Below are 17741 nucleotides of genomic sequence, written 5' to 3' on the forward strand. Positions count from 1 at the left end.
TATCATCGGGACTACTTTACTTTTTGACCGGTGCGCATGACAAGCGTTCGATCAATTTGACCGGAATGACGCGACGTTCTGTGAGTCGTTCTTTAGCGGTCATCTGTTCAATCAACAACTCGGCCGCTGCTTCGCCGATCTCGTCCGTATCTTGACGAATCGTCGTCAGCTTCGGCGTGATGTACTTGATCATGTCGATGTCATCGTAACCGATGATCGAGATGTCTTCCGGTACCCGGAGACCGTGCTCATGGACGGCTTCAATCGCACCAATCGCCATCTGGTCACCCGCGACGAATACTGCGGTCGGAGGGGCTTCGAGCTGGAGAAGCTTCTCCATCGCTTGTTTACCTTCTTCGACTGAAAAGAATCCGGCGTTGATCAAATAACCTGGTTCAATTGGAAGATCGAGTGCCTGCATGGCGAGCTCGTACCCTTTGATTCGGGTCGCACCGGCGTCAATCGTTCTGTCACCGGCGATATGTGCGATCTTGCGATGACCGAGCTCGTACAAGTGGTTCACGGCTAGACGTGCACCCGCGATATTGTCCGAATAGACGACGCTACAATCCGCGCTGTCCATATCGACGACGACGATCGGGATGTCGCTTTGCATGAGTTCTTGAACTTGCTCATCCATCCGGTCCGAGCAGATGACGACGATGCCGTCAACGGCGCGGTGTTTGAAGTGTTCGAGATAACTCATGTCACGGTTGCGGAGGTTCCTTGAGGCAAACATCAAATCGTAGCCTTGTTCCTCTGTCGCGTGACGGAAACTCTCAATGATTCCGTTGAAGAACGGGTGTTTCATCCCGACTTCGTTCGCTTCCGAGAACATGACTCCGATCGCCCACGACTTCTTCGTCGATAACGACTGGGCGTGCGCGTTCGGCAGATAGTCCATCTCGGCGGCAGCTTTTAAAATTTTGGCTCTCGTCTTTTCGTTTACGTCCTTGTAGTTGTTCAACGCTTTAGAGACGGTCGTGATCGAAAAGCCGGTTTTCTTTGCTAAATCATAGATCGTACCCATGTCAGTCTCCTCTTCCCGAAAGCGCTTTCGGTAACTTGATTGTAGCGCATGAATTTGTAGGAATCAATTCTTTTTCGTGGAATATTTTGAGATTTATTTTTGTGACGTCTTTCTTCTATATAACTGTAACAGGAAAGTTTTTGTCGTCAATGTGTCCGTGTATACAACCAAACGAGATTCGTAAATTTTTGAACTTCTGTCTCTCCGGTCACGCCTTTAAATAGACGTTGAAATGGTTTCAGCAACTGTTCAAGAACAATCTTCCGAAGCCGATCTTGATCTAGTTCATACGTGATCGCCTCAAATAAATCCCCTTGTTCTTCCGTCATCACAACATGCTTTTGGATCCGCTCTGCCATCTCGACCAACTCTTCTTTCGTGACCAAGTTTTTATCCGTCGTCCCCCGCATTTGATCGACCGTGACCGGGTTCAAAATATGTTCACCGGTCTCGACCATCCGTGCTGCCATCAGCTCGACGTACTCGTACAAGTTACGGATAAGTTTCTGGATCGAGTAAGCCGTGTTCGTGATGCGCAGCGTGAACAGCACGTGTTGCAACATCCCGTTGAATAGAATCGTCAACTCGATTGAATACGGACGAATCGGTTCGCCGATAATTTCCGTCAGGCGCATCGCGAGCCACTCGATCTCATAGACGCGATGCTGCAAGACGAGTTTTTTCAATTCAGGCTCGTTCGCCGACATGATCGACTCGAACAAGGCGTACAGATTACGTTCCTCATTTAACTGAATGAGAATCGAGATCTGCTCGATAAAGACGTCTTTATCGCGCTTGTCCCGCCCCATCTGCATCTCAATGCGACGCTGGCCGGCGTCATAGCGCAAGTTCTCAAGGATGTTGGCGACACAGTCCGTTTTCGAGGCGAAATAATTATAAAACGTCCCTTTCGAGATGTTGGCTCGCTCGATGATTTCTTGGACGGATGTCTGTTGTACCCCATTCTCGATGAACAACGTCATGGCGACGTCCGCGACTTTTCGTTTCTTATCTTTCATATACTGATTACTCCGTTCTGTTTGGTTTGTATCCTAAGTATAGCATTTTGAACTACCGGTACAAAATTGTTGATTTATTTATACGGTGGGTATAAAATCATTTCATCGACACTTACTAGTATATAACTATTTAGAAAATAAAGGAGAAGTCTAAATGAAACCAGAATTCCAAAAGAAACCGCCGTACCTCATGCTCGCGGTCTTGTTCGTCGGGGCGTTCATCGCCTTCTTGAACAACTCATTACTTAACGTCGCGCTCCCATCGATCATGGTCGATTTGGACATCGCCGACTACTCGACCGTTCAATGGCTCGCGACCGGCTTTATGCTTGTTACGGGCGTCCTCGTCCCAGCATCGGCCTACTTGATCACCCGCTTCTCAAACCGAGCGCTCTTCATCACCTCGATGGCGATTTTCGCCCTCGGGACGGCGATTGCCGCCTTCTCTCCAACGTTCGGCTGGTTGCTCTCAGGGCGGATGATTCAAGCGGTCGGTGCCTCGACGATGGGACCGCTCTTGATGAACGTCATGCTCGTCAGTTTCCCGCGTGAGAAGCGCGGAACGGCGATGGGAATCTTCGGGCTCGTCATGATCACGGCACCAGCGATCGGTCCAACATTGTCGGGCTATATCGTCGAATATTATGACTGGCGTGTCTTGTTTGAGATGATTCTCCCGCTCGCGATCATCGGGCTTGGACTTGCCGTTTGGAAAGCCGAGAACGTCATGGTTCAAAACAAAGACCAATCGCTCGACTACTTGTCGCTCGTCTTATCGACGCTCGGCTTTGGCGGAATTTTATACGGCGTCAGTTCGGCCAGTTCGGACGGTTGGGATAACCCGATCGTCTTGACGACGATGATTGTTGGTCTCGTCGCGTTGATCGCGTTCGTCGTCCGCCAGCTCAATATGGAAAAACCGCTCCTCGACTTACGGGCGTATAAATATCCGATGTTCGCACTCGCGTCGATCATCGCGATGGTTAACGCGGTCGCCATGTTCTCCGGGATGATTTTGACGCCTGCTTACGTTCAAAGCGTCCGCGGCATCTCGCCGCTCGACTCAGGACTGATGCTGTTGCCAGGTGCCATCATCATGGGGATCATGTCACCGATCACGGGGAAACTGTTCGATAAGTTCGGACCGAAGTTACTCTCCATCACCGGTCTCACGATTACGGCGATTTCGACATATATGCTTGCGAACGTCCAGCTAGACTCGACGTATACGTACATCGTCACGACGTACACGCTTCGCATGTTCGGGATGTCGATGGTCATGATGCCCATCATGACTAACGGTCTCAATCAGTTGCCGACACACCTTAACCCGCACGGTACGGCCATCAACAACACGGCTCAACAAGTGTCCGGCGCGATTGGGACGGCTGTTTTGGTGACGATTATGAACTCGGTAACACGGACTGAAGCCGAGTCACTTATGACCGGCGTCGACCCGTCGACACTCACTGAAAGCGCAATGGGTGCGATGACGCAGCAAGCGCTACTGTCAGGGATTCAAGTATCGTTTTATGTTGCGCTCGCGATGAACTTACTTGCGCTTGTATTAGCATTTTTCGTGAAACGGGTCGATGTTCGAAAACTCGATTTCAAGGAAGAAGAGCAAGAGCTCAAAAAAGCGAATTAAGTTATACGAAAAGCCGCCCTGTTCTCACAGGACGGCTTTCTTTGCGTGCTATTTCACTCGCTTCACCGTCACATACTCTTTCAACAAAAAGTTGATGCGATCGACTTCATACGGCTCAACTTCTTTTCCTAACTCAATCATTTCTTCATGTTGCGGATGGTTCGGATCATTTAAAATCTCTTGCAGGTGTATGTTTCCAGTCATGCCACCGATATCCTCGAACGGCGTCTCGCCCTCCCACTCCGTCACCATCGGATGCGGGTGCGGATAATCGGCGATGACTTTCTCCAGAATCAGTTCATGTTGCCAATCGTCCCCATAGTCGTACGTGTAGTAGAGTGTTTGATCGGACTCGATGATACTCGGGAGCTTCACGTTTTTCATGTCCCGGACCGTTACTTGCTTGAACCGTTCCAATAGGTTCGTTTCAAATTCGCTCAGCTTTGACTGAGCCTTTAAATACGCGAGACGATCTTTGTGTTCATACACTTCTTCAGGATTTAACACGAAGCGGAACGTCGGGTTACGTAAATCGTCCTCGAATTTTGCCAAATGTGAATCTTCCCACCACATGACGAGTTGAATCGCGTCATGAAGCCGTTTGAAATTCGTCTCCGCCGGGATGATGAACCGGCGCCATACAGGGGTCGGACTCCCTAGCAATTTAATTTGGAATTGATATGCTGTAAACATGTGGTACCGCCTCTCTAAATCGATTGTTCTCGAACATCTGCCCGTCTCGGTTGCTCCGGGTCAAGCAACCGAATTTGTTGCTCATAATACCACTGCACCACATACTGACCTGCGACTGCAACTATAAAAAATAAGCCTAGGAGCGGGCGACCTAATAGAACCATGACAAATAAAATCAAACTTGGTAACATCATGAACAAAAATGTCCATATGTACTGCCGACCAATCAATCGCTTGACGTTCGCCTCAGGCGCCATACTCCGCGCGAACTGACTCTCCTTATAATGGAGCCATCCCGTCACAACGATAGACAAGATAACCCCAATTCCGAGCCCGATATAAAACTGTCCGATTTGATATGCGAGTATAAACGTCAAAACGAGTATTAGAGCGAGACTAATTTGAGAACGATTTCGTTTCTGTTGATGCCGTTTTAGCGCTATGGCACGTGCTTGTTTATCCATTCCCCTCACCTCAATTCTAATCTACGACGCAAATTTGGATTATGTTCCCTTTTTAGCTAAAATTAATGATTGTGACTCTGAATAATATGGTATTATCTGTATAGTTTATTCAATCGAATCGGAGGATGTCTTGATGAAAAAAGTGCTCGCTTTTGGCTTAGCTATGATCTTTATTTTAACTTCATGCTTCACCTTCGAAACATCGGCCGAAGCCGCGCCAAAGAAAGAGAATCGTGCTATTATGGGAGCATCGACTTTAACTCCTCAACAGATGGCAGACTACGTGAAAGCGAAAAATCCTAGAACCGTCCGCCTTCATGGCGTGACAGTCGAAGAGCTCGCCAAACTGTTCGTCATCATCGGCGCAAAAGAAGGCGTCCGCGGGGACGTCGCCTTTGCCCAAGCATTGAAAGAGACAGGTTACTTCCGCTACGGCGGGGATGTCCTTCCGAAGCAGCACAATTACTCAGGGATCGGTACAGTCGGCAAAGGTGTCAAAGGCCATTTCTTCCGCTCCCCGCACCAAGGCGTGACGGCACAGATTCAACATTTGAAAGCATATGCTTCTAAAGAAGCGTTAAATTCGACCCGCGTCGACCCGCGCTTCCATTATGTGAAGCGAGGCTCTGCGACAACTTGGCCGGCGCTACATCGCAAATGGGCGATGCAGCCAAAAGGCAACTACGGCACCGAGATTCTCTCTATCTATAAAGAGATGGAACGGACCCAAATCCGGGTCGCCAAAAAATGAACGAACGATCATGACTTATAGGGGTGAACGATAGTGACTTGCAATCAAGTACGGTTATTCAGCGGACTCACGCTTCTCGTAACGGGCGTCGTCTTGCTACTTAAACGCTAACAAGCATTCAGAGCATCTGCTCGGATGCTTTTTTTGTTCATCGAGTAAAATGAAGAGACGAGATCGCATGCCGGCTCGACCGTCGATAAGGAGGAACATCACATGTCAACTTGGGATCAACGTTTTGATACAGATGAGTATGTCTATGGAGAAGAACCAAATGAGTTCGTGAAGCAACAAGCGCACTTGTTCAAAAAAGGAATGACCATTCTCGCGATCGCCGAAGGAGAAGGCAGAAACGCCGTTTGGCTCGCGGAGCAAGGACTCCACGTCGAAATGTGGGACTATTCGCAAGTCGGGTTAGACAAAGCCACACGTTTGGCCGAACGTCGCGGCGTGACGCTGCAGACCCGTCTCGTCGATTTGGCTGAAGCGAACTGGCCTGAACAGGCTTACGATGTCGTTTTATGTATCTACGGTCATTTCCCGAAAGAAGTGAAAACGGCCGTCTTTACCGGGATCGAGCGGGCATTAAAGCCAGGAGGCTACTTCGTGACAGAAGTGTATAGTGAAGAGCAACTCGCTTATGGGACGGGCGGACCAAAAGAAAAGACTCTCTTATACACAGCGCATGATTTCTCTACCTTCACTGGCTCACTCAACACGTGCCGCTTGTTTGAAGGTGTTGTGGAACGACACGAAGGAATACTTCATCAAGGTACATCCGCAATCATTCAATACATCGGTCAAAAACGCACAAACACCGAATCTAGCGAAAGCTGATTCGGTGTTTGTGTCTATTGACAACTGTTTACATACGAAGCGCAAAGCACGCCCGAAAACAAATGCGTCCTGCTTCCGGTGAATGCACCGTGAGCGTCCCCTCATGAAGCAACATGATTTGACGTGCGATCGATAACCCGAGCCCGTCGCCTGGTGTCTCACCTCGTGATGCATCGACACGGTATGTCCGGTCGAACAATTGATCCATCGCATCGATCGTCTGTTGTGCCGTCCCGTTACAGAGTTGCCACTCAACCACTGCTTCCTGTTGGACGAGTGTCAGTTCAATCGGATTTTCAGCTGTCGCATATTTTAACGCATTCGACATCAAATTTTGAAAGACACGGATGAGCTGCTCTTGGTCAGCTTCCACGTAGACGTCCGGTTGGATGTTCACGGTTAAACGGTATCCCTTTTCAGCAAACAACGGTTGTAATTCGTGTACCAATTGGCTCGTCAACAAGCTGATGTTCAAGCGATGTTTCGATAACGTCACTTGTGCGGAATACAACCGATTCACATCCATCAGTTGATCGAGAAGATGTTCGAGCTGTGCCGTTTTTTCATGTAATACGTTGAAATGACTTTGCTCTTGATTTGTCCATTCCCGTTCTGTTTGTAGCAATTGGACATAACCGCGAACGCTCGTCAGCGGGGTGCGTAAATCATGGGACAAGTTAGAGAACAGTTGATTTCGTTCTTCCTCATGCGACCGTTCTTTCTCGAACAATTGATGCAACTGCCTCGACATTTGATTAACGCTCTCTGCAAGCGTAGCGAGTTCATCTCGCCCCGTCACTTCAACGGTTCGTCCAAGATCTCCGTTTGCGATTTGTTCAATCTCGTTTGATAAATCCGTGATTTTTTGCAGTGTCTTTCGCGTCATCAATGAAAAGCCAATCACAAAAATGATAATTGTAATAAATGTCACGCTTAAGAAAGCAAGATTATAAATCAACGGATCAGGCGTGGTCTCGTTCTGAATATAATACAAGCTAATCGAATAGCCCATGATTAAAAACGCAATCGTGGCGACAAGCGCATTGATTAGGATAATCCCGATTAATTTAACGAGTAATCGGTCCCACTGTCGCTTTTTCATAGGCGGTACCCCACGCCCCATACCGTTTTAATGTACGAAGGTTTCCGCGGCGTCTCTTCAATCTTCTCGCGAATTTTCGTGATATGGACCATGACCGTATTGTCGACCTCAAACGCGTCTTCTCCCCAAACCGCCTCATAAATCTGTTCGACCGTCAGCACTTGGTTCGGATGGCGCATGAAGTAGGCGAGAATATCAAACTCTTTCGGTGTCAGCCGAATCGAGGTGTCCCCTTTCGTGCATTGTCTTGTTTGAATATCGAGTGTGACGTCATCAAAAATGAGCACGCCGGACTGGGCCGACTGGTCAGCACCGTAGTCCCGGTAGCGTCGAAGTAGCGACTTCACGCGAAGTGTCACCTCGAGCGGATTGAACGGTTTCTTCATGTAATCGTCCGCACCAATCGAGATGCCTTGCATCAGATCCAAATCGCTCGTCTTTGCCGTCAGCATGAGGATTGGCATGAACTGCGTCTTGCGAATTTCAATACAGGCCTCGATGCCGTCCATGACGGGCATCATCCAATCAAGGATGAGTAAATCGATGGCTTCGTGTGCGACGACGTCAAGTACTTCTTGACCCGTCTTTGCAAATCGCAAGGCGTATCCTTCATTTTTTAAATAAATGGCGAGCAACTCGCGGATCGCCTCATCGTCATCGGCAATCAGAATTGTCGGTTGTGGACGCATTCTCTTCCCCCTCACTTCGTGCACTACGTGTTGACAGACGAACTTTGAATTCATCTTATTCAACTAGCGTAGCATCTTTTACATTTCTCATACACTTTCGCCTCTGAAACAGCAAAAGCATGTAGATTCACGTTTTCGTTATGTTGCGTACATCAAGTGTATCGAGCGCATCACAACTCATTCTGTTGAACTTCTTAACATTTCTTAAGACTCTGCTAAACACTTCTTACGCTTATCACTCCATACTAGACGTTAGAAGGAGTGACTCGATTGGAAACAATACTTACACAATACGTGATGCTCGCAATCGGCATCATGTTTACCCCGTTGTCCGATGACGTCTTGATGATCACCCATTTGACGATTACAGCCGTGACGACAGCCCCCGAATGGATCGTGTTCATATCCACTTGGATGGTCTTCACGTTTGCCTTTAGTTGGTTTTATTTGATTGGCCGCGGATTGAATCGATTCATCCCAACTTCAAAACGTGATTCGCGTTATTTAAAACGGGCCGAGGCGCTGTATGCACGATACGGAGCACGCGTCATTCTTGTCTCCTACTTTATTCCTGGTTTGCGCCACCCGATTCACTATGTCGCCGGATTCACCTCGTTGTCGTTTCGAACGTATACGTTTTATAACGTCTTATCCGCACTTGGCTATACCGGCGCATGGTTCACCGTGATTCAACTAGCTGAACGCGTCCCGATTTTCCAACAAGCTAAAGATTGGGTCATGTCCCTGTAACGCCTCCGAACATGTCGTCTGCCTTCACTCACTTCATACATTCAGATTCCAAACGTATCCAAACGGGTATGTATACGGAGAAGAATCGAATGCCAACGGTTTATATGTTGAATGTGCAGAATTGCATCTTCCCCTCCTCGTCAAGGCAGGGAATCTGTCGACCGACGGCAAAGTACTTAAAAGCTGAATGTATGCAAAATAGATGTTGGAAGGAAGGCGACACGGTATATGAACAACGTGAACAAGTCTGTGATTGTAATCGGGGGAGGACTTGGCGGCTTGTCAGCGGCCATTTCTCTCGCTCAACAAGGGTATGAGGTTTCCTTATATGAAAAGAACGGCCATATCGGCGGGAAAGTGAATCGACTCGAGCAAAACGGGTTCGGCTTCGACCTCGGTCCGTCGATTTTAACGATGCCGCAAATCTTTGAAAAGTTATTCACGGGTAGCTGCAAGCGGATGGCGGACTACGTGCCGATCAAACGTCTCGATCTCGAGTGGCGCTCGTTCTTCCCGGATGGCACGGTATTAGATTTATATCACGACCTCGACGTGATGGAGCGCGCCAATCCGACGCTGTCACATAAAGACATGGAAGAGTATCGGGCACTATTGGACTATGCCGAGCGCATCTACCATACGACCGAGAAGAGTTACTTGAAGGAAGGGTTTGAATCACCGCTAGAAGCGGTGGCGAAGACCGGCCTGTTTTCGACGTTGTTCGGATTTGACTTGACGTCGACGATGTACGATGGGATCTCGAAACGAATCAACAACCCGCATTTACGGACGATGCTCTCCTACTATGTCAAATACGTCGGTTCGTCGCCTTACAGCGCCCCGGCCGTGCTCAACATGATGATTTATATGCAGTACGCTCAAGGTTGCTGGTACGTCGAAGGCGGTACGCACAAATTGGCCGAAGGATTGACGAAACTCGCCGAGGAGATCGGCGTCCAAATCCATACGGGGCAAGGTGTCGTCCGCGCCCATACGATCAACGAGAAGATCACCGCCATCGAGCTCGAGGACGGCCGACTTCGGTCAGCCGATTACTTCGTCTCCAACATGGAAGTCATCCCGTTCTATCAAAAGATGGTCGATGCGGATGAAGACTATGTCGACAAGCTCGTGAAAAAGTATGAACCGGCGAGTTCTGGCTTCGTGATTCACCTCGGCGTCAAAAAAGAGTATCCGGCCTTAGGACACCACAACTTCTTCTTCTCCGAGAACTTGCACGAACAGATGGATAAGATCTTCGAGAAACACGAGCTACCGGACGACCCGACCATCTATTTGGTGAACGTCAATAAGACCGACCCGACACAGGCGCCGGAAGGACATGAGAACATTAAAATTCTGCCGCACATCCCGTACATCCAAGACGAACCGTTCACACCAGAAGAGTATGCGGCGTTTGAAGAACGCGTCCTCGATAAGCTCGAACGCATGGGCTTGGACGGGTTACGAGACAACACGGTGACGCGCGACGTCTGGACGCCTCATGACATCGAACGCACGTATGGATCGGACCGGGGCGCGATTTACGGCACCGTCGCGGATAAAAAACGGAACGGCGGCTTCAAGCATAAGAAGCAAAGCGAGCTGTACAACAATCTGTATTTCGTCGGCGGCACCGTGAACCCTGGCGGTGGCATGCCGATGGTGACACTGAGCGGTCAACAAGTGAGCGACAAGATCGCGAAGCGTGACGGCGTTAAAAACTGATCATAAAAAGGATTCGAGCCCACGCTCGAATCCTTTTTTTAGTGACCGCGATACTTCCCGAGCGCCCGCATATTCAATAAATAAAGCACACCTGCGTAAACGATTAAACCGAGCACATACCCCCAGATCCCGGCGAAACCGCTCCCGTACACCATCACTTCTTTGATCGCCGTCGCTCCGTAGAAGATCGGCATGGCGTAGCTCAAATTGCCGAGCCCGTACGGAATCAAGTCGAGCGGGATCAGTCCTGAGAAGAACACTTGCGGGATGATCGTGAACGGGATCATTTGGACGACTTGGAGCTCCGAACGGGCGAACACCGAAATCGTCGCCCCGAACAAAACGGCCGTCCCGGCCATTAAAATCATCACAAGAAATACCCAACCGATGTTCCCGAGCGACGTCAGCCCGAGCACGTAAATCGTATAGAGCACGATGAAGACGGACTGCACGACCGCGAAGACGCCATAGCCGAGCGTATACCCTAAAATGACTTGTCCGCGTTTGATCGGGGTCATGAGCAGCCGTTCGAGCGTGCCCCCGCTCCGCTCTTTGACGAGCGCCATCGCCGACAGGATGAAGACGAAGAAGAATGAGAACAGTGACAAGAACACGTAGCCGAATGAATCGAACGTCGACTGTCCTTCTTCTCCATATACGTAATTCATCTCGATGTCGGCCGCCGGATTGAGCGCCGACAACGCCGCTTGGATCTCACGCACCGCTTTCGACGATTTCGTCGACGGTTCGCGCAACGTGATCATGGTACCCGCCTGTCCCGCTTCGAAGACGGCATCGACGTCTTTATTGTCTTCCAAATAAGCAACCGGCTCCTCGACCGTATCGAGTCGCACGTCGAGCGTCTCGGCTTCGAACGCGTCGATAAGCTGCTGCTGGGCGGCCTCATCAAGCACGACGACCGGCACGTAATCCGAGTCGCCGAGTAAGAAGTAGACGAGTGTGAGGATGAGGAGCGGGGCAATCAAAATCAAGGCGACGCTCCGCTTGTCGTTCAACGTCTGAAAGATGACCCGTTTCGCCAAGTTACGCATCGCGCTTCGCCTCCTCTCGTCCGGCAATGAGGAACAGTTCCTCGACACGGCCGTTCTCGGTCTGCTCGAGCAAGTGCGTCACCGTGTCATAGGCGATCAAGCGCCCGTTGTAGATGAGCGCGGCCCGGTCACATTCGAGCACCTCGTCCATGACGTGGGTCGAGACGATGATCGTCGTCCCACCGGCTCGAATCGTTTGAAACTGATCCCAAATCTGGCGGCGCAAAATCGGGTCGATCCCGACCGTCGGCTCGTCTAAAAACAAGACGTCCGGTTGATGGAGGATGGCGATGGCGAGCGACAACCGTTTCTTCATCCCGCCCGAATAGTTACGGACGAGCTTTCTCCGGTCAGCCGACAAGTCGACGAGGGCGAGCACGTCGTCGATGCGCTGTTTGAGCGCCGCCTTGCCGAGCTTATAGATCGAGCCGAAAAACTCGAGGTTCGCCTCACCCGACAAATCGTCGTACAGTCCATCGTTTTGCGGCATGAACCCGATCTTATGAAGCATGTTCATGTTCGGCATCACCGTCTCGCCGACTCGAATCGATCCTTTGTCTGCCGCCAATGCGCCGATCATCAAACGGATGAGCGTCGTCTTCCCCGACCCAGACGGTCCTAAGAGACAACAAATGTCTCCCGAGTTGATCGTGAAGCCGATATGATCGATGGCCAGTTGGTCACCGAACGATTTACTGACGTCGTTCAGTTGAATATTCATATTGGACTCCCTCCCGATGTCTGCCTCGTGTACACTGGACTAAAAGACACCGTGTTGGTTTATACGTTCAGTATAGTCCGCGCTCGAACGGCCAACAATCATCAATCTCGGTCACAGTGTCGTTTTTCCGACAGACGGCGACAATGTGTTGGATAAAGGAGAAAAAATATGGAACAGACAGACTTACGGGTCGTCCGGACGAAGCAGTTGATCAAACAGGCGTTGCTCGAATTGATTGAAGAACAAGGATTTGAAGCGGTCACGGTGAAGGCACTCACGGAACGCGCCGGCATCAATCGTGGGACGTTTTACAGCCACTATGTGGATAAGTACGATCTCATGGAGAAATCGATTGAAACGATATTTCATGAGGCCGAAACAAAACTCATCAAAAATTTGCCGAACGTCTTTGGCAATCAGCAAGGCTCCGCTCCCCATCAGTTGCTCGTCCCGTTCATCCGTTTCATCGAGCAAAATAAGATTTTGATGAAACCGCTCCTCGGTCCGAACGGCGACCCGCAGTTCCAGGCGAGACTCCGCGCCTACATGTACACGGCGCTGTTTCACCGTTCCCCGACCGTATTGTTCGACGAGACGCAGTCGCTCGTCCCGCCCGATTATTTAGTCTCCTATATCTCGTCGGCACATATGGGCGTCATTTATGAGTGGCTCTATAATGACCGAACTGAAACGGTAGAAGATATCGCACGCATCATCTATACGATCACGTTTGAAGGACCGCTCGTCGCGGGCGGGTTGAAGCCGGACAGACAAAAAGACAGGTAGCAGCTACCTGTCTTTTTGATCGGGAAGCGTCACACGCACCGTCGTCCCTGACTTCAATTCGCTCGTGACGTCTACATGACCACCGTGCAACGTGACGATTTTTTGAACGATCGCCATACCGAGTCCTGACCCGCCTTGATGTCTCGAAGGGTCGGCCTGATAGAATCGCTCGTACATACGGCTCACTTCTTCCGGGGTCATGCCCTCCCCGTCATCCGTGATCTCGCAAACAATCGATTCCGCCGTTTGCATGAGCTTGATGCGGATCGTGCCGCCGTCATAAGAGTGGGTCATCGCATTTTGGATCAGGTTGATCCACACTTGGTGCAGCAGTCCGGCATCGCCGACCATCTCGACTTCATCAAGCTCAGCGATCAGGTTCAACCGTTTGCGACTCGACTCTCGTTCAAACGATAAGATACTTTCCCGCATCTGTTCACTGAGCGAGAAGCGGCTGACGTCTAATCCGACGACCGAGTGATCCAACTTGGCAAGGCGCAGCAAGTCACGTGACAACCGCGACAGCCGCTTGCCTTCCTGTTCGATCATTGTCGCATAGTTGACTCGTTTTTCCGTCGGTACGTCAGCCCGTTTCAATAGCGTCGCGTAGCCGAGGATCGAGGCGACCGGCGTCTTGAATTCATGCGCCATGATCGCCGTCAATTCCTCGTTTTTAGACTCGTTCGTCGCCAACGTCTCGGTCATCTGATTGAACTGACTCGCCAACTTGCCGATCTCATCGTCCCCGCCGTCATGTACCCGTACCGTCAAATCACCAGAAGCGACTTTACTTGCCGCCTCGGTCACCCGGTCGATCCGTCTCGTCATGAGCCGGACCGCGAACAAGACAAGCACGCTCGAGACGAGTGCCGTGAGCAGCAACGTCTGGAACGATAAATCACGGAAAATCGAGACCGGATTCTCGTCCGCGTTCGGGGTCAACGTCACGACAGTCCGATCGATTAAAAGCGTGACGGCAGGCAATCGCTCGTCGCTTACGGTCAGCACGTCGCCTCGTTCAAGACGCGCGCGCTCCGCGACTGACCAATTTGTGGCCGCGTAGCGGTCGGTCTCGACAACAAGCGTCCGCTCGGAAAACAAGTTGATGACCTCATCGGCTCCTAGTTTATAACGCTCAGAAGCCGTCAGCATGCTCTCGGCCCGTTCAACGAGCATCGTCTCGACTTGCGACGTCAACGCGTTCATTTGGAACGTCAAGAAGAGCGTCAGCGTCAGTAAAATCGGAATGAGCAACAGCCCGAAGAAGATGGTCAGGAAACGTCCGTAAATTGAGCTGAAGAATCGCTTCATGACTTCAACTCCAAACGGTACCCAAGTCCCCAGACAGTACTGATTTGAAACGCGTCGACATGCTTCAATCGACTCCGGAGACGGTTAACATGGACGTCGATCGTACGGACGTCACTTTCCGTTTCATAGCCCCATATGCGATCGAGCAACTGTTGTCGCGTGAACACTTGATTAAGATGCGTCGCCAAATGATACAGCAACTCAAACTCTTTCTTCGGCACCTCGATTGTCTCGACCGGGGTGATAACCGTCAGTGACGTTTCGTCTAACACGCAATCGTTCAGTTGAATCTGGTGGTCTCGATATATATTGGCTCGTCGTAGCATCGCCTCGATACGGAGCTCGAGTTCTTCTAGATCGACCGGCTTGACGAGATAGTCGTCGGCCCCGGCCCGGAAGCCTTTCTTCTTATCAGGCAACGTCTCGAGCGCGGTCAACATGAGAATCGGGAGCGTGTAACCTGCGCCCCGCAGTTGCTCGGTCAACGCTCGACCATCGAGACGCGGCATCATAATGTCGGTCACGATGACGTCGATCGGTTGCTGATCGAGCAGATGTAGCGCCTCCTCTCCGTCAACGGCCCACAGCACGCGGTAGCCCGCTGTCGTCAAATATTCAAACAGAAGACCTCCGAGTGCCGGATCATCTTCGACAAGCAATAGCGTGACCATACGAGATTCCTTCTTTCTTTATGCGTTTCGTAACGCTTCAATCGGCTGCAAGGCGGACGCCTTACGGGCCGGGATATATCCAAAGATGACACCGATCACGACTGAAAACCCGAGTGCCAAAACGACGGTCGAACTAGCCAACGTGAACGGGACACCCATGACGACGGTCAAACCGAAGGCAAGGAGTGCGCCGACCACTACACCGACCAACCCACCGAGGACGGACAAGAGCACCGATTCAAACAAGAACTGCTGGCGAATTTTCGCCGGTGTCGCGCCTAATGCTTTTCGTAAGCCGATTTCACTCGTCCGCTCCGTCACCGAGACGAGCATCATGTTCATGATGCCGATACCGCCAACGAGTAGCGAGATGGACGCGATGCCGATGAGCAGCATGCTGAGCAAGGAGTTGATTTGGTCGATTGACGCGAGGGCGTCTTCAAAGCTCGTGACGGTAAACGCGTCCCGACCGTTAAATGCGGTCGTCAACTGCTGCGTCAATTCATCACTTACTGTCTCAGATTGTCCTGATTCCGTGTACAGGTCAAACGTCGAAATCGTATTCACATGAAACTGGTGAAGCGCGGTCGTCACCGGAATGACAATCGTCTCGTCCGTCGACATCGAAAACTCTGAAGACGGGGCGAGCGTGCCGACTACGATGTAACGGATCCCGCCAATAGTGATCGTCTCACCGATTGGCGACGTGGTCGGGAACGATTCCTTCACAATCGTATCGCCGATTACGGCGACGCGCGTCCGCTCCGAGATGTCCACTGGCGTGATGCCACGCCTGGAAGCGAGTGTCGAATCTGAGAAGAACGCGTCACTCTTCCCAAGGACGCTCTGTTCGGTCGTTTGACCGCCCAAATAGACGTCCGCTTGATGACTTGTCGTCGGTGATAACGACTCGACACCGTCAATCGCTTCGAGACGTTCCACTTCGGTTACGCTGATGCCATTCTTCGTCGCATCTTCGATTTGGACACTCATTCGGTCCGCCCCGAACGTCGCGACTTCTTCATTGATCGAGGACGTGACACCTGAGATGACCGTCATGAGTGTGATGATGGACGCCGTCCCGATGACAATTCCAAGAATCGTCAAGAAAGAGCGCATCTTATGACTGATCACCGTCAGCCAAGCCATACGTATATTTTCTCGAATCATCGTCGTTCCTCCTTCTCGATACGGCCATCCCGAACGTAGACGATGCGCGTCGCTTCTTTGGCGATGTCGAGGTCATGTGTGATCATGATGATCGTCTTCCCTTCCGCATGCAATTCATGAAATAAGTTCAGAATTTGACGTCCGTTCGTCTGATCGAGCGCCCCGGTCGGCTCATCGGCGAGCAGTAGAGACGGATTTGTCACGAGCGCCCGAGCGATGGCGACACGTTGTTGTTGCCCACCCGACAGTTGATTCGGGTAATGGTTCTGTTTATCGCCGAGCCCGACACGCGTCAACATCTGGTGCGTCCGGTCTTTTCGTTCCGACTTCGACAGCCGTTGATAGATGAGCGGTAACTCGACGTTTTCGCTTGCCGTCAATCGCGGCAGTAAGTTGAACTGTTGAAAGATGAACCCGATCTGCTGATTGCGGAACGCCGACAATTCGGTCTCGGATAACCCGGTCACGTCACGGTCGCCAAAGCTGTAGCGACCGCTCGTGTATCCGTCCAGACAACCGAGAATGTTCATAAGCGTTGATTTCCCCGAACCAGACGGCCCGAGGATGGCGACGAACTCGCCGTCGTGAACCGTCAAATCGATCCCGTTCAACACGATTTGTTCGTTTCCACCCGCCCCGTACGCTTTCGTCAAATCGGTGACTTCAATGAGTGCGCTCATTGTCCTCCTCCGATCTGTGGTGGCATAATGCCTCCAGCTGTCGCCTCATCCATTAAGAGGACGCTATCTTCGTCTAATCCGTCTTTAATCTCAACGCGGCTGCCGTCGCTGATGCCGAGCTCGACTTGCCGTTTCACCGGACCATCCGTGCCCTCGACGTACACGTAGGCGTCGCCTTCTTCAAACGTGATGCTGTCGAGTGATAGCGTCTCTGCTTCTTCGACACGTTCGACGACAATCGAGCCTTCGAGCGTCATCCCGTTTCGTAATCCGTCCGTTTCAGGCAACGTGACGTTCATCGCATAACGTGCTGACGAGCCCGGAGTCGTCAATGCTTCCGCTTCATCGGCAATCGATTCGACCGTTCCTTCGAGTTCAGTGTCCAATGCGTTCGCATAGATCGTCAGCGCATCACCTTCCTCGACTTTCCCTAAATCCCGCTCGTCGATCAACAGTCGTCCGGTCGCATCTTCTCCGACAGTCGTCACCTGACCGGCAAACGTATAGACGTTCTCAATCGTCTCCGTCGCCACTTGCTCTGACTTATATTCGACCGATTGCGGCATCAAGAAAATGCCAGCTCCTAACGCGATGGCCAGGGCACCGCCACCTAATCCCCACTTCAGTTTTTTGTTCATCTGT

Annotated in this window: 19 protein-coding genes; 6 read left to right on the forward strand and 13 right to left on the reverse strand. The window is 51.0% G+C overall.

Going from position 1 to position 17741, the window contains the following annotated elements:
- Positions 1–16: 16 nt before the first annotated feature.
- The gene (locus tag KNP77_RS09635) at positions 17–1030 is read right to left on the reverse strand and encodes a LacI family DNA-binding transcriptional regulator (protein ID WP_070329079.1); all 1014 of its coding nucleotides are present in this window, start codon (positions 1028–1030) and stop codon (positions 17–19) included.
- Positions 1031–1176: 146 nt separating this feature from the next.
- Positions 1177–2049 (reverse strand): TetR/AcrR family transcriptional regulator, encoded by an 873-nt coding sequence (locus KNP77_RS09640; RefSeq protein WP_131466250.1) that lies wholly within the window; start codon positions 2047–2049, stop codon positions 1177–1179.
- Positions 2050–2203: 154 nt separating this feature from the next.
- Between KNP77_RS09640 and KNP77_RS09645 the strand changes: the two genes are divergently transcribed.
- Positions 2204–3697: a DHA2 family efflux MFS transporter permease subunit gene (locus KNP77_RS09645; RefSeq protein ID WP_214890405.1), complete on the forward strand. Its 1494-nt coding sequence runs from the start codon at positions 2204–2206 to the stop codon at positions 3695–3697.
- Between the two features lie 48 nt (positions 3698–3745).
- Here KNP77_RS09645 and KNP77_RS09650 read toward each other — a convergent pair whose 3' ends face one another.
- Both KNP77_RS09650 and KNP77_RS09655 read right to left on the reverse strand, forming a co-directional pair.
- Positions 3746–4390 (reverse strand): plasmid pRiA4b ORF-3 family protein, encoded by a 645-nt coding sequence (locus KNP77_RS09650; RefSeq protein ID WP_214890409.1) that lies wholly within the window; start codon positions 4388–4390, stop codon positions 3746–3748.
- A gap of 14 nt (positions 4391–4404) precedes the next feature.
- Positions 4405–4854, reverse strand: coding sequence for a hypothetical protein (locus KNP77_RS09655; protein ID WP_214890412.1), 450 nt, complete (start codon positions 4852–4854; stop codon positions 4405–4407).
- A 271-nt stretch (positions 4855–5125) separates the two neighbouring features.
- Here KNP77_RS09655 and KNP77_RS09660 point away from each other — a divergent pair, with 271 nt between their 5' ends.
- Entirely contained in the window at positions 5126–5605 is a 480-nt protein-coding gene (locus KNP77_RS09660; protein WP_251139018.1) for a glucosaminidase domain-containing protein, read from the forward strand.
- Positions 5606–5818: 213 nt separating this feature from the next.
- Positions 5819–6439: an SAM-dependent methyltransferase gene (locus KNP77_RS09665; RefSeq protein ID WP_214890418.1), complete on the forward strand. Its 621-nt coding sequence runs from the start codon at positions 5819–5821 to the stop codon at positions 6437–6439.
- Positions 6440–6467: 28 nt separating this feature from the next.
- On the opposite strand, the gene KNP77_RS09670 is transcribed toward KNP77_RS09665, so the two are convergent.
- A complete protein-coding gene (locus KNP77_RS09670) occupies positions 6468–7541 on the reverse strand; it encodes a HAMP domain-containing sensor histidine kinase (RefSeq protein WP_214890421.1) in 1074 nt (357 codons plus the stop codon).
- The gene (locus tag KNP77_RS09675) at positions 7538–8230 is read right to left on the reverse strand and encodes a response regulator transcription factor (RefSeq protein WP_071398959.1); all 693 of its coding nucleotides are present in this window, start codon (positions 8228–8230) and stop codon (positions 7538–7540) included. The genes KNP77_RS09670 and KNP77_RS09675 overlap by 4 nt, the downstream gene beginning before the upstream one ends.
- 270 nt (positions 8231–8500) lie before the next feature.
- On the opposite strand from KNP77_RS09675, the gene KNP77_RS09680 reads away from it, so the two are divergent.
- A complete protein-coding gene (locus KNP77_RS09680) occupies positions 8501–8980 on the forward strand; it encodes a DedA family protein (protein WP_214890424.1) in 480 nt (159 codons plus the stop codon).
- A gap of 228 nt (positions 8981–9208) precedes the next feature.
- The gene (locus tag KNP77_RS09685; RefSeq protein ID WP_214890427.1) at positions 9209–10708 is read left to right on the forward strand and encodes a phytoene desaturase family protein; all 1500 of its coding nucleotides are present in this window, start codon (positions 9209–9211) and stop codon (positions 10706–10708) included.
- Positions 10709–10746: 38 nt separating this feature from the next.
- Here the strand turns inward: KNP77_RS09685 and KNP77_RS09690 are convergent, their stop codons facing one another.
- Positions 10747–11760: an ABC transporter permease gene (locus KNP77_RS09690; RefSeq protein ID WP_131490725.1), complete on the reverse strand. Its 1014-nt coding sequence runs from the start codon at positions 11758–11760 to the stop codon at positions 10747–10749.
- Positions 11753–12481, reverse strand: a complete 729-nt coding sequence (locus tag KNP77_RS09695) for an ABC transporter ATP-binding protein (RefSeq protein WP_131468172.1) — start codon at positions 12479–12481, stop codon at positions 11753–11755. The genes KNP77_RS09690 and KNP77_RS09695 overlap by 8 nt, the downstream gene beginning before the upstream one ends.
- A 168-nt stretch (positions 12482–12649) precedes the next feature.
- Between KNP77_RS09695 and KNP77_RS09700 the strand changes: the two genes are divergently transcribed.
- Complete coding sequence (locus KNP77_RS09700; protein WP_035386467.1) at positions 12650–13267, forward strand: TetR/AcrR family transcriptional regulator; 618 nt, start codon at positions 12650–12652, stop codon at positions 13265–13267.
- Between the two features lie 3 nt (positions 13268–13270).
- On the opposite strand, the gene KNP77_RS09705 is transcribed toward KNP77_RS09700, so the two are convergent.
- The 5 genes from KNP77_RS09705 to KNP77_RS09725 are packed head-to-tail and all read right to left on the reverse strand — an operon-like array spanning position 13271 to position 17737.
- The gene (locus KNP77_RS09705) at positions 13271–14578 is read right to left on the reverse strand and encodes a HAMP domain-containing sensor histidine kinase (RefSeq protein WP_214890430.1); all 1308 of its coding nucleotides are present in this window, start codon (positions 14576–14578) and stop codon (positions 13271–13273) included.
- Positions 14575–15249 carry a response regulator transcription factor gene (locus KNP77_RS09710; protein WP_131470297.1) on the reverse strand — a complete coding sequence of 225 codons (675 nt, stop codon included), beginning with the start codon at positions 15247–15249 and terminating at the stop codon, positions 14575–14577. The genes KNP77_RS09705 and KNP77_RS09710 overlap by 4 nt, the downstream gene beginning before the upstream one ends.
- A gap of 18 nt (positions 15250–15267) precedes the next feature.
- On the reverse strand, positions 15268–16419 hold the full coding sequence (locus KNP77_RS09715) for an ABC transporter permease (protein WP_251139019.1): 1152 nt from the start codon (positions 16417–16419) through the stop codon (positions 15268–15270).
- Positions 16416–17099, reverse strand: coding sequence for an ABC transporter ATP-binding protein (locus KNP77_RS09720; RefSeq protein WP_131458961.1), 684 nt, complete (start codon positions 17097–17099; stop codon positions 16416–16418). The genes KNP77_RS09715 and KNP77_RS09720 overlap by 4 nt, the downstream gene beginning before the upstream one ends.
- Positions 17096–17737 carry an efflux RND transporter periplasmic adaptor subunit gene (locus KNP77_RS09725; RefSeq protein WP_071398966.1) on the reverse strand — a complete coding sequence of 214 codons (642 nt, stop codon included), beginning with the start codon at positions 17735–17737 and terminating at the stop codon, positions 17096–17098. Before KNP77_RS09725 ends, KNP77_RS09720 begins: the two co-directional genes overlap by 4 nt.
- Positions 17738–17741: the final 4 nt, after the last annotated feature.

Origin of the sequence: Exiguobacterium sp. s142, from assembly GCF_018618455.1 — a bacterium.
Classification (GTDB): domain Bacteria; phylum Bacillota; class Bacilli; order Exiguobacteriales; family Exiguobacteriaceae; genus Exiguobacterium; species Exiguobacterium aurantiacum_A.

Coding starts and splice junctions, on each gene's coding strand:
- KNP77_RS09650 (WP_214890409.1), bottom strand. CDS start 4,390: ATGTTTACAGCATATCAATTCCAAATTAAATTGCTAGGGAGTCCGACC.
- KNP77_RS09715 (WP_251139019.1), bottom strand. CDS start 16,419: ATGATTCGAGAAAATATACGTATGGCTTGGCTGACGGTGATCAGTCAT.
- KNP77_RS09725 (WP_071398966.1), bottom strand. CDS start 17,737: ATGAACAAAAAACTGAAGTGGGGATTAGGTGGCGGTGCCCTGGCCATC.
- KNP77_RS09685 (WP_214890427.1), top strand. CDS start 9,209: ATGAACAACGTGAACAAGTCTGTGATTGTAATCGGGGGAGGACTTGGC.
- KNP77_RS09640 (WP_131466250.1), bottom strand. CDS start 2,049: ATGAAAGATAAGAAACGAAAAGTCGCGGACGTCGCCATGACGTTGTTC.
- KNP77_RS09720 (WP_131458961.1), bottom strand. CDS start 17,099: ATGAGCGCACTCATTGAAGTCACCGATTTGACGAAAGCGTACGGGGCG.
- KNP77_RS09675 (WP_071398959.1), bottom strand. CDS start 8,230: ATGCGTCCACAACCGACAATTCTGATTGCCGATGACGATGAGGCGATC.
- KNP77_RS09645 (WP_214890405.1), top strand. CDS start 2,204: ATGAAACCAGAATTCCAAAAGAAACCGCCGTACCTCATGCTCGCGGTC.
- KNP77_RS09655 (WP_214890412.1), bottom strand. CDS start 4,854: ATGGATAAACAAGCACGTGCCATAGCGCTAAAACGGCATCAACAGAAA.
- KNP77_RS09700 (WP_035386467.1), top strand. CDS start 12,650: ATGGAACAGACAGACTTACGGGTCGTCCGGACGAAGCAGTTGATCAAA.
- KNP77_RS09660 (WP_251139018.1), top strand. CDS start 5,126: ATGGCAGACTACGTGAAAGCGAAAAATCCTAGAACCGTCCGCCTTCAT.
- KNP77_RS09710 (WP_131470297.1), bottom strand. CDS start 15,249: ATGGTCACGCTATTGCTTGTCGAAGATGATCCGGCACTCGGAGGTCTT.
- KNP77_RS09690 (WP_131490725.1), bottom strand. CDS start 11,760: ATGCGTAACTTGGCGAAACGGGTCATCTTTCAGACGTTGAACGACAAG.
- KNP77_RS09695 (WP_131468172.1), bottom strand. CDS start 12,481: ATGAATATTCAACTGAACGACGTCAGTAAATCGTTCGGTGACCAACTG.
- KNP77_RS09665 (WP_214890418.1), top strand. CDS start 5,819: ATGTCAACTTGGGATCAACGTTTTGATACAGATGAGTATGTCTATGGA.
- KNP77_RS09670 (WP_214890421.1), bottom strand. CDS start 7,541: ATGAAAAAGCGACAGTGGGACCGATTACTCGTTAAATTAATCGGGATT.
- KNP77_RS09705 (WP_214890430.1), bottom strand. CDS start 14,578: ATGAAGCGATTCTTCAGCTCAATTTACGGACGTTTCCTGACCATCTTC.
- KNP77_RS09635 (WP_070329079.1), bottom strand. CDS start 1,030: ATGGGTACGATCTATGATTTAGCAAAGAAAACCGGCTTTTCGATCACG.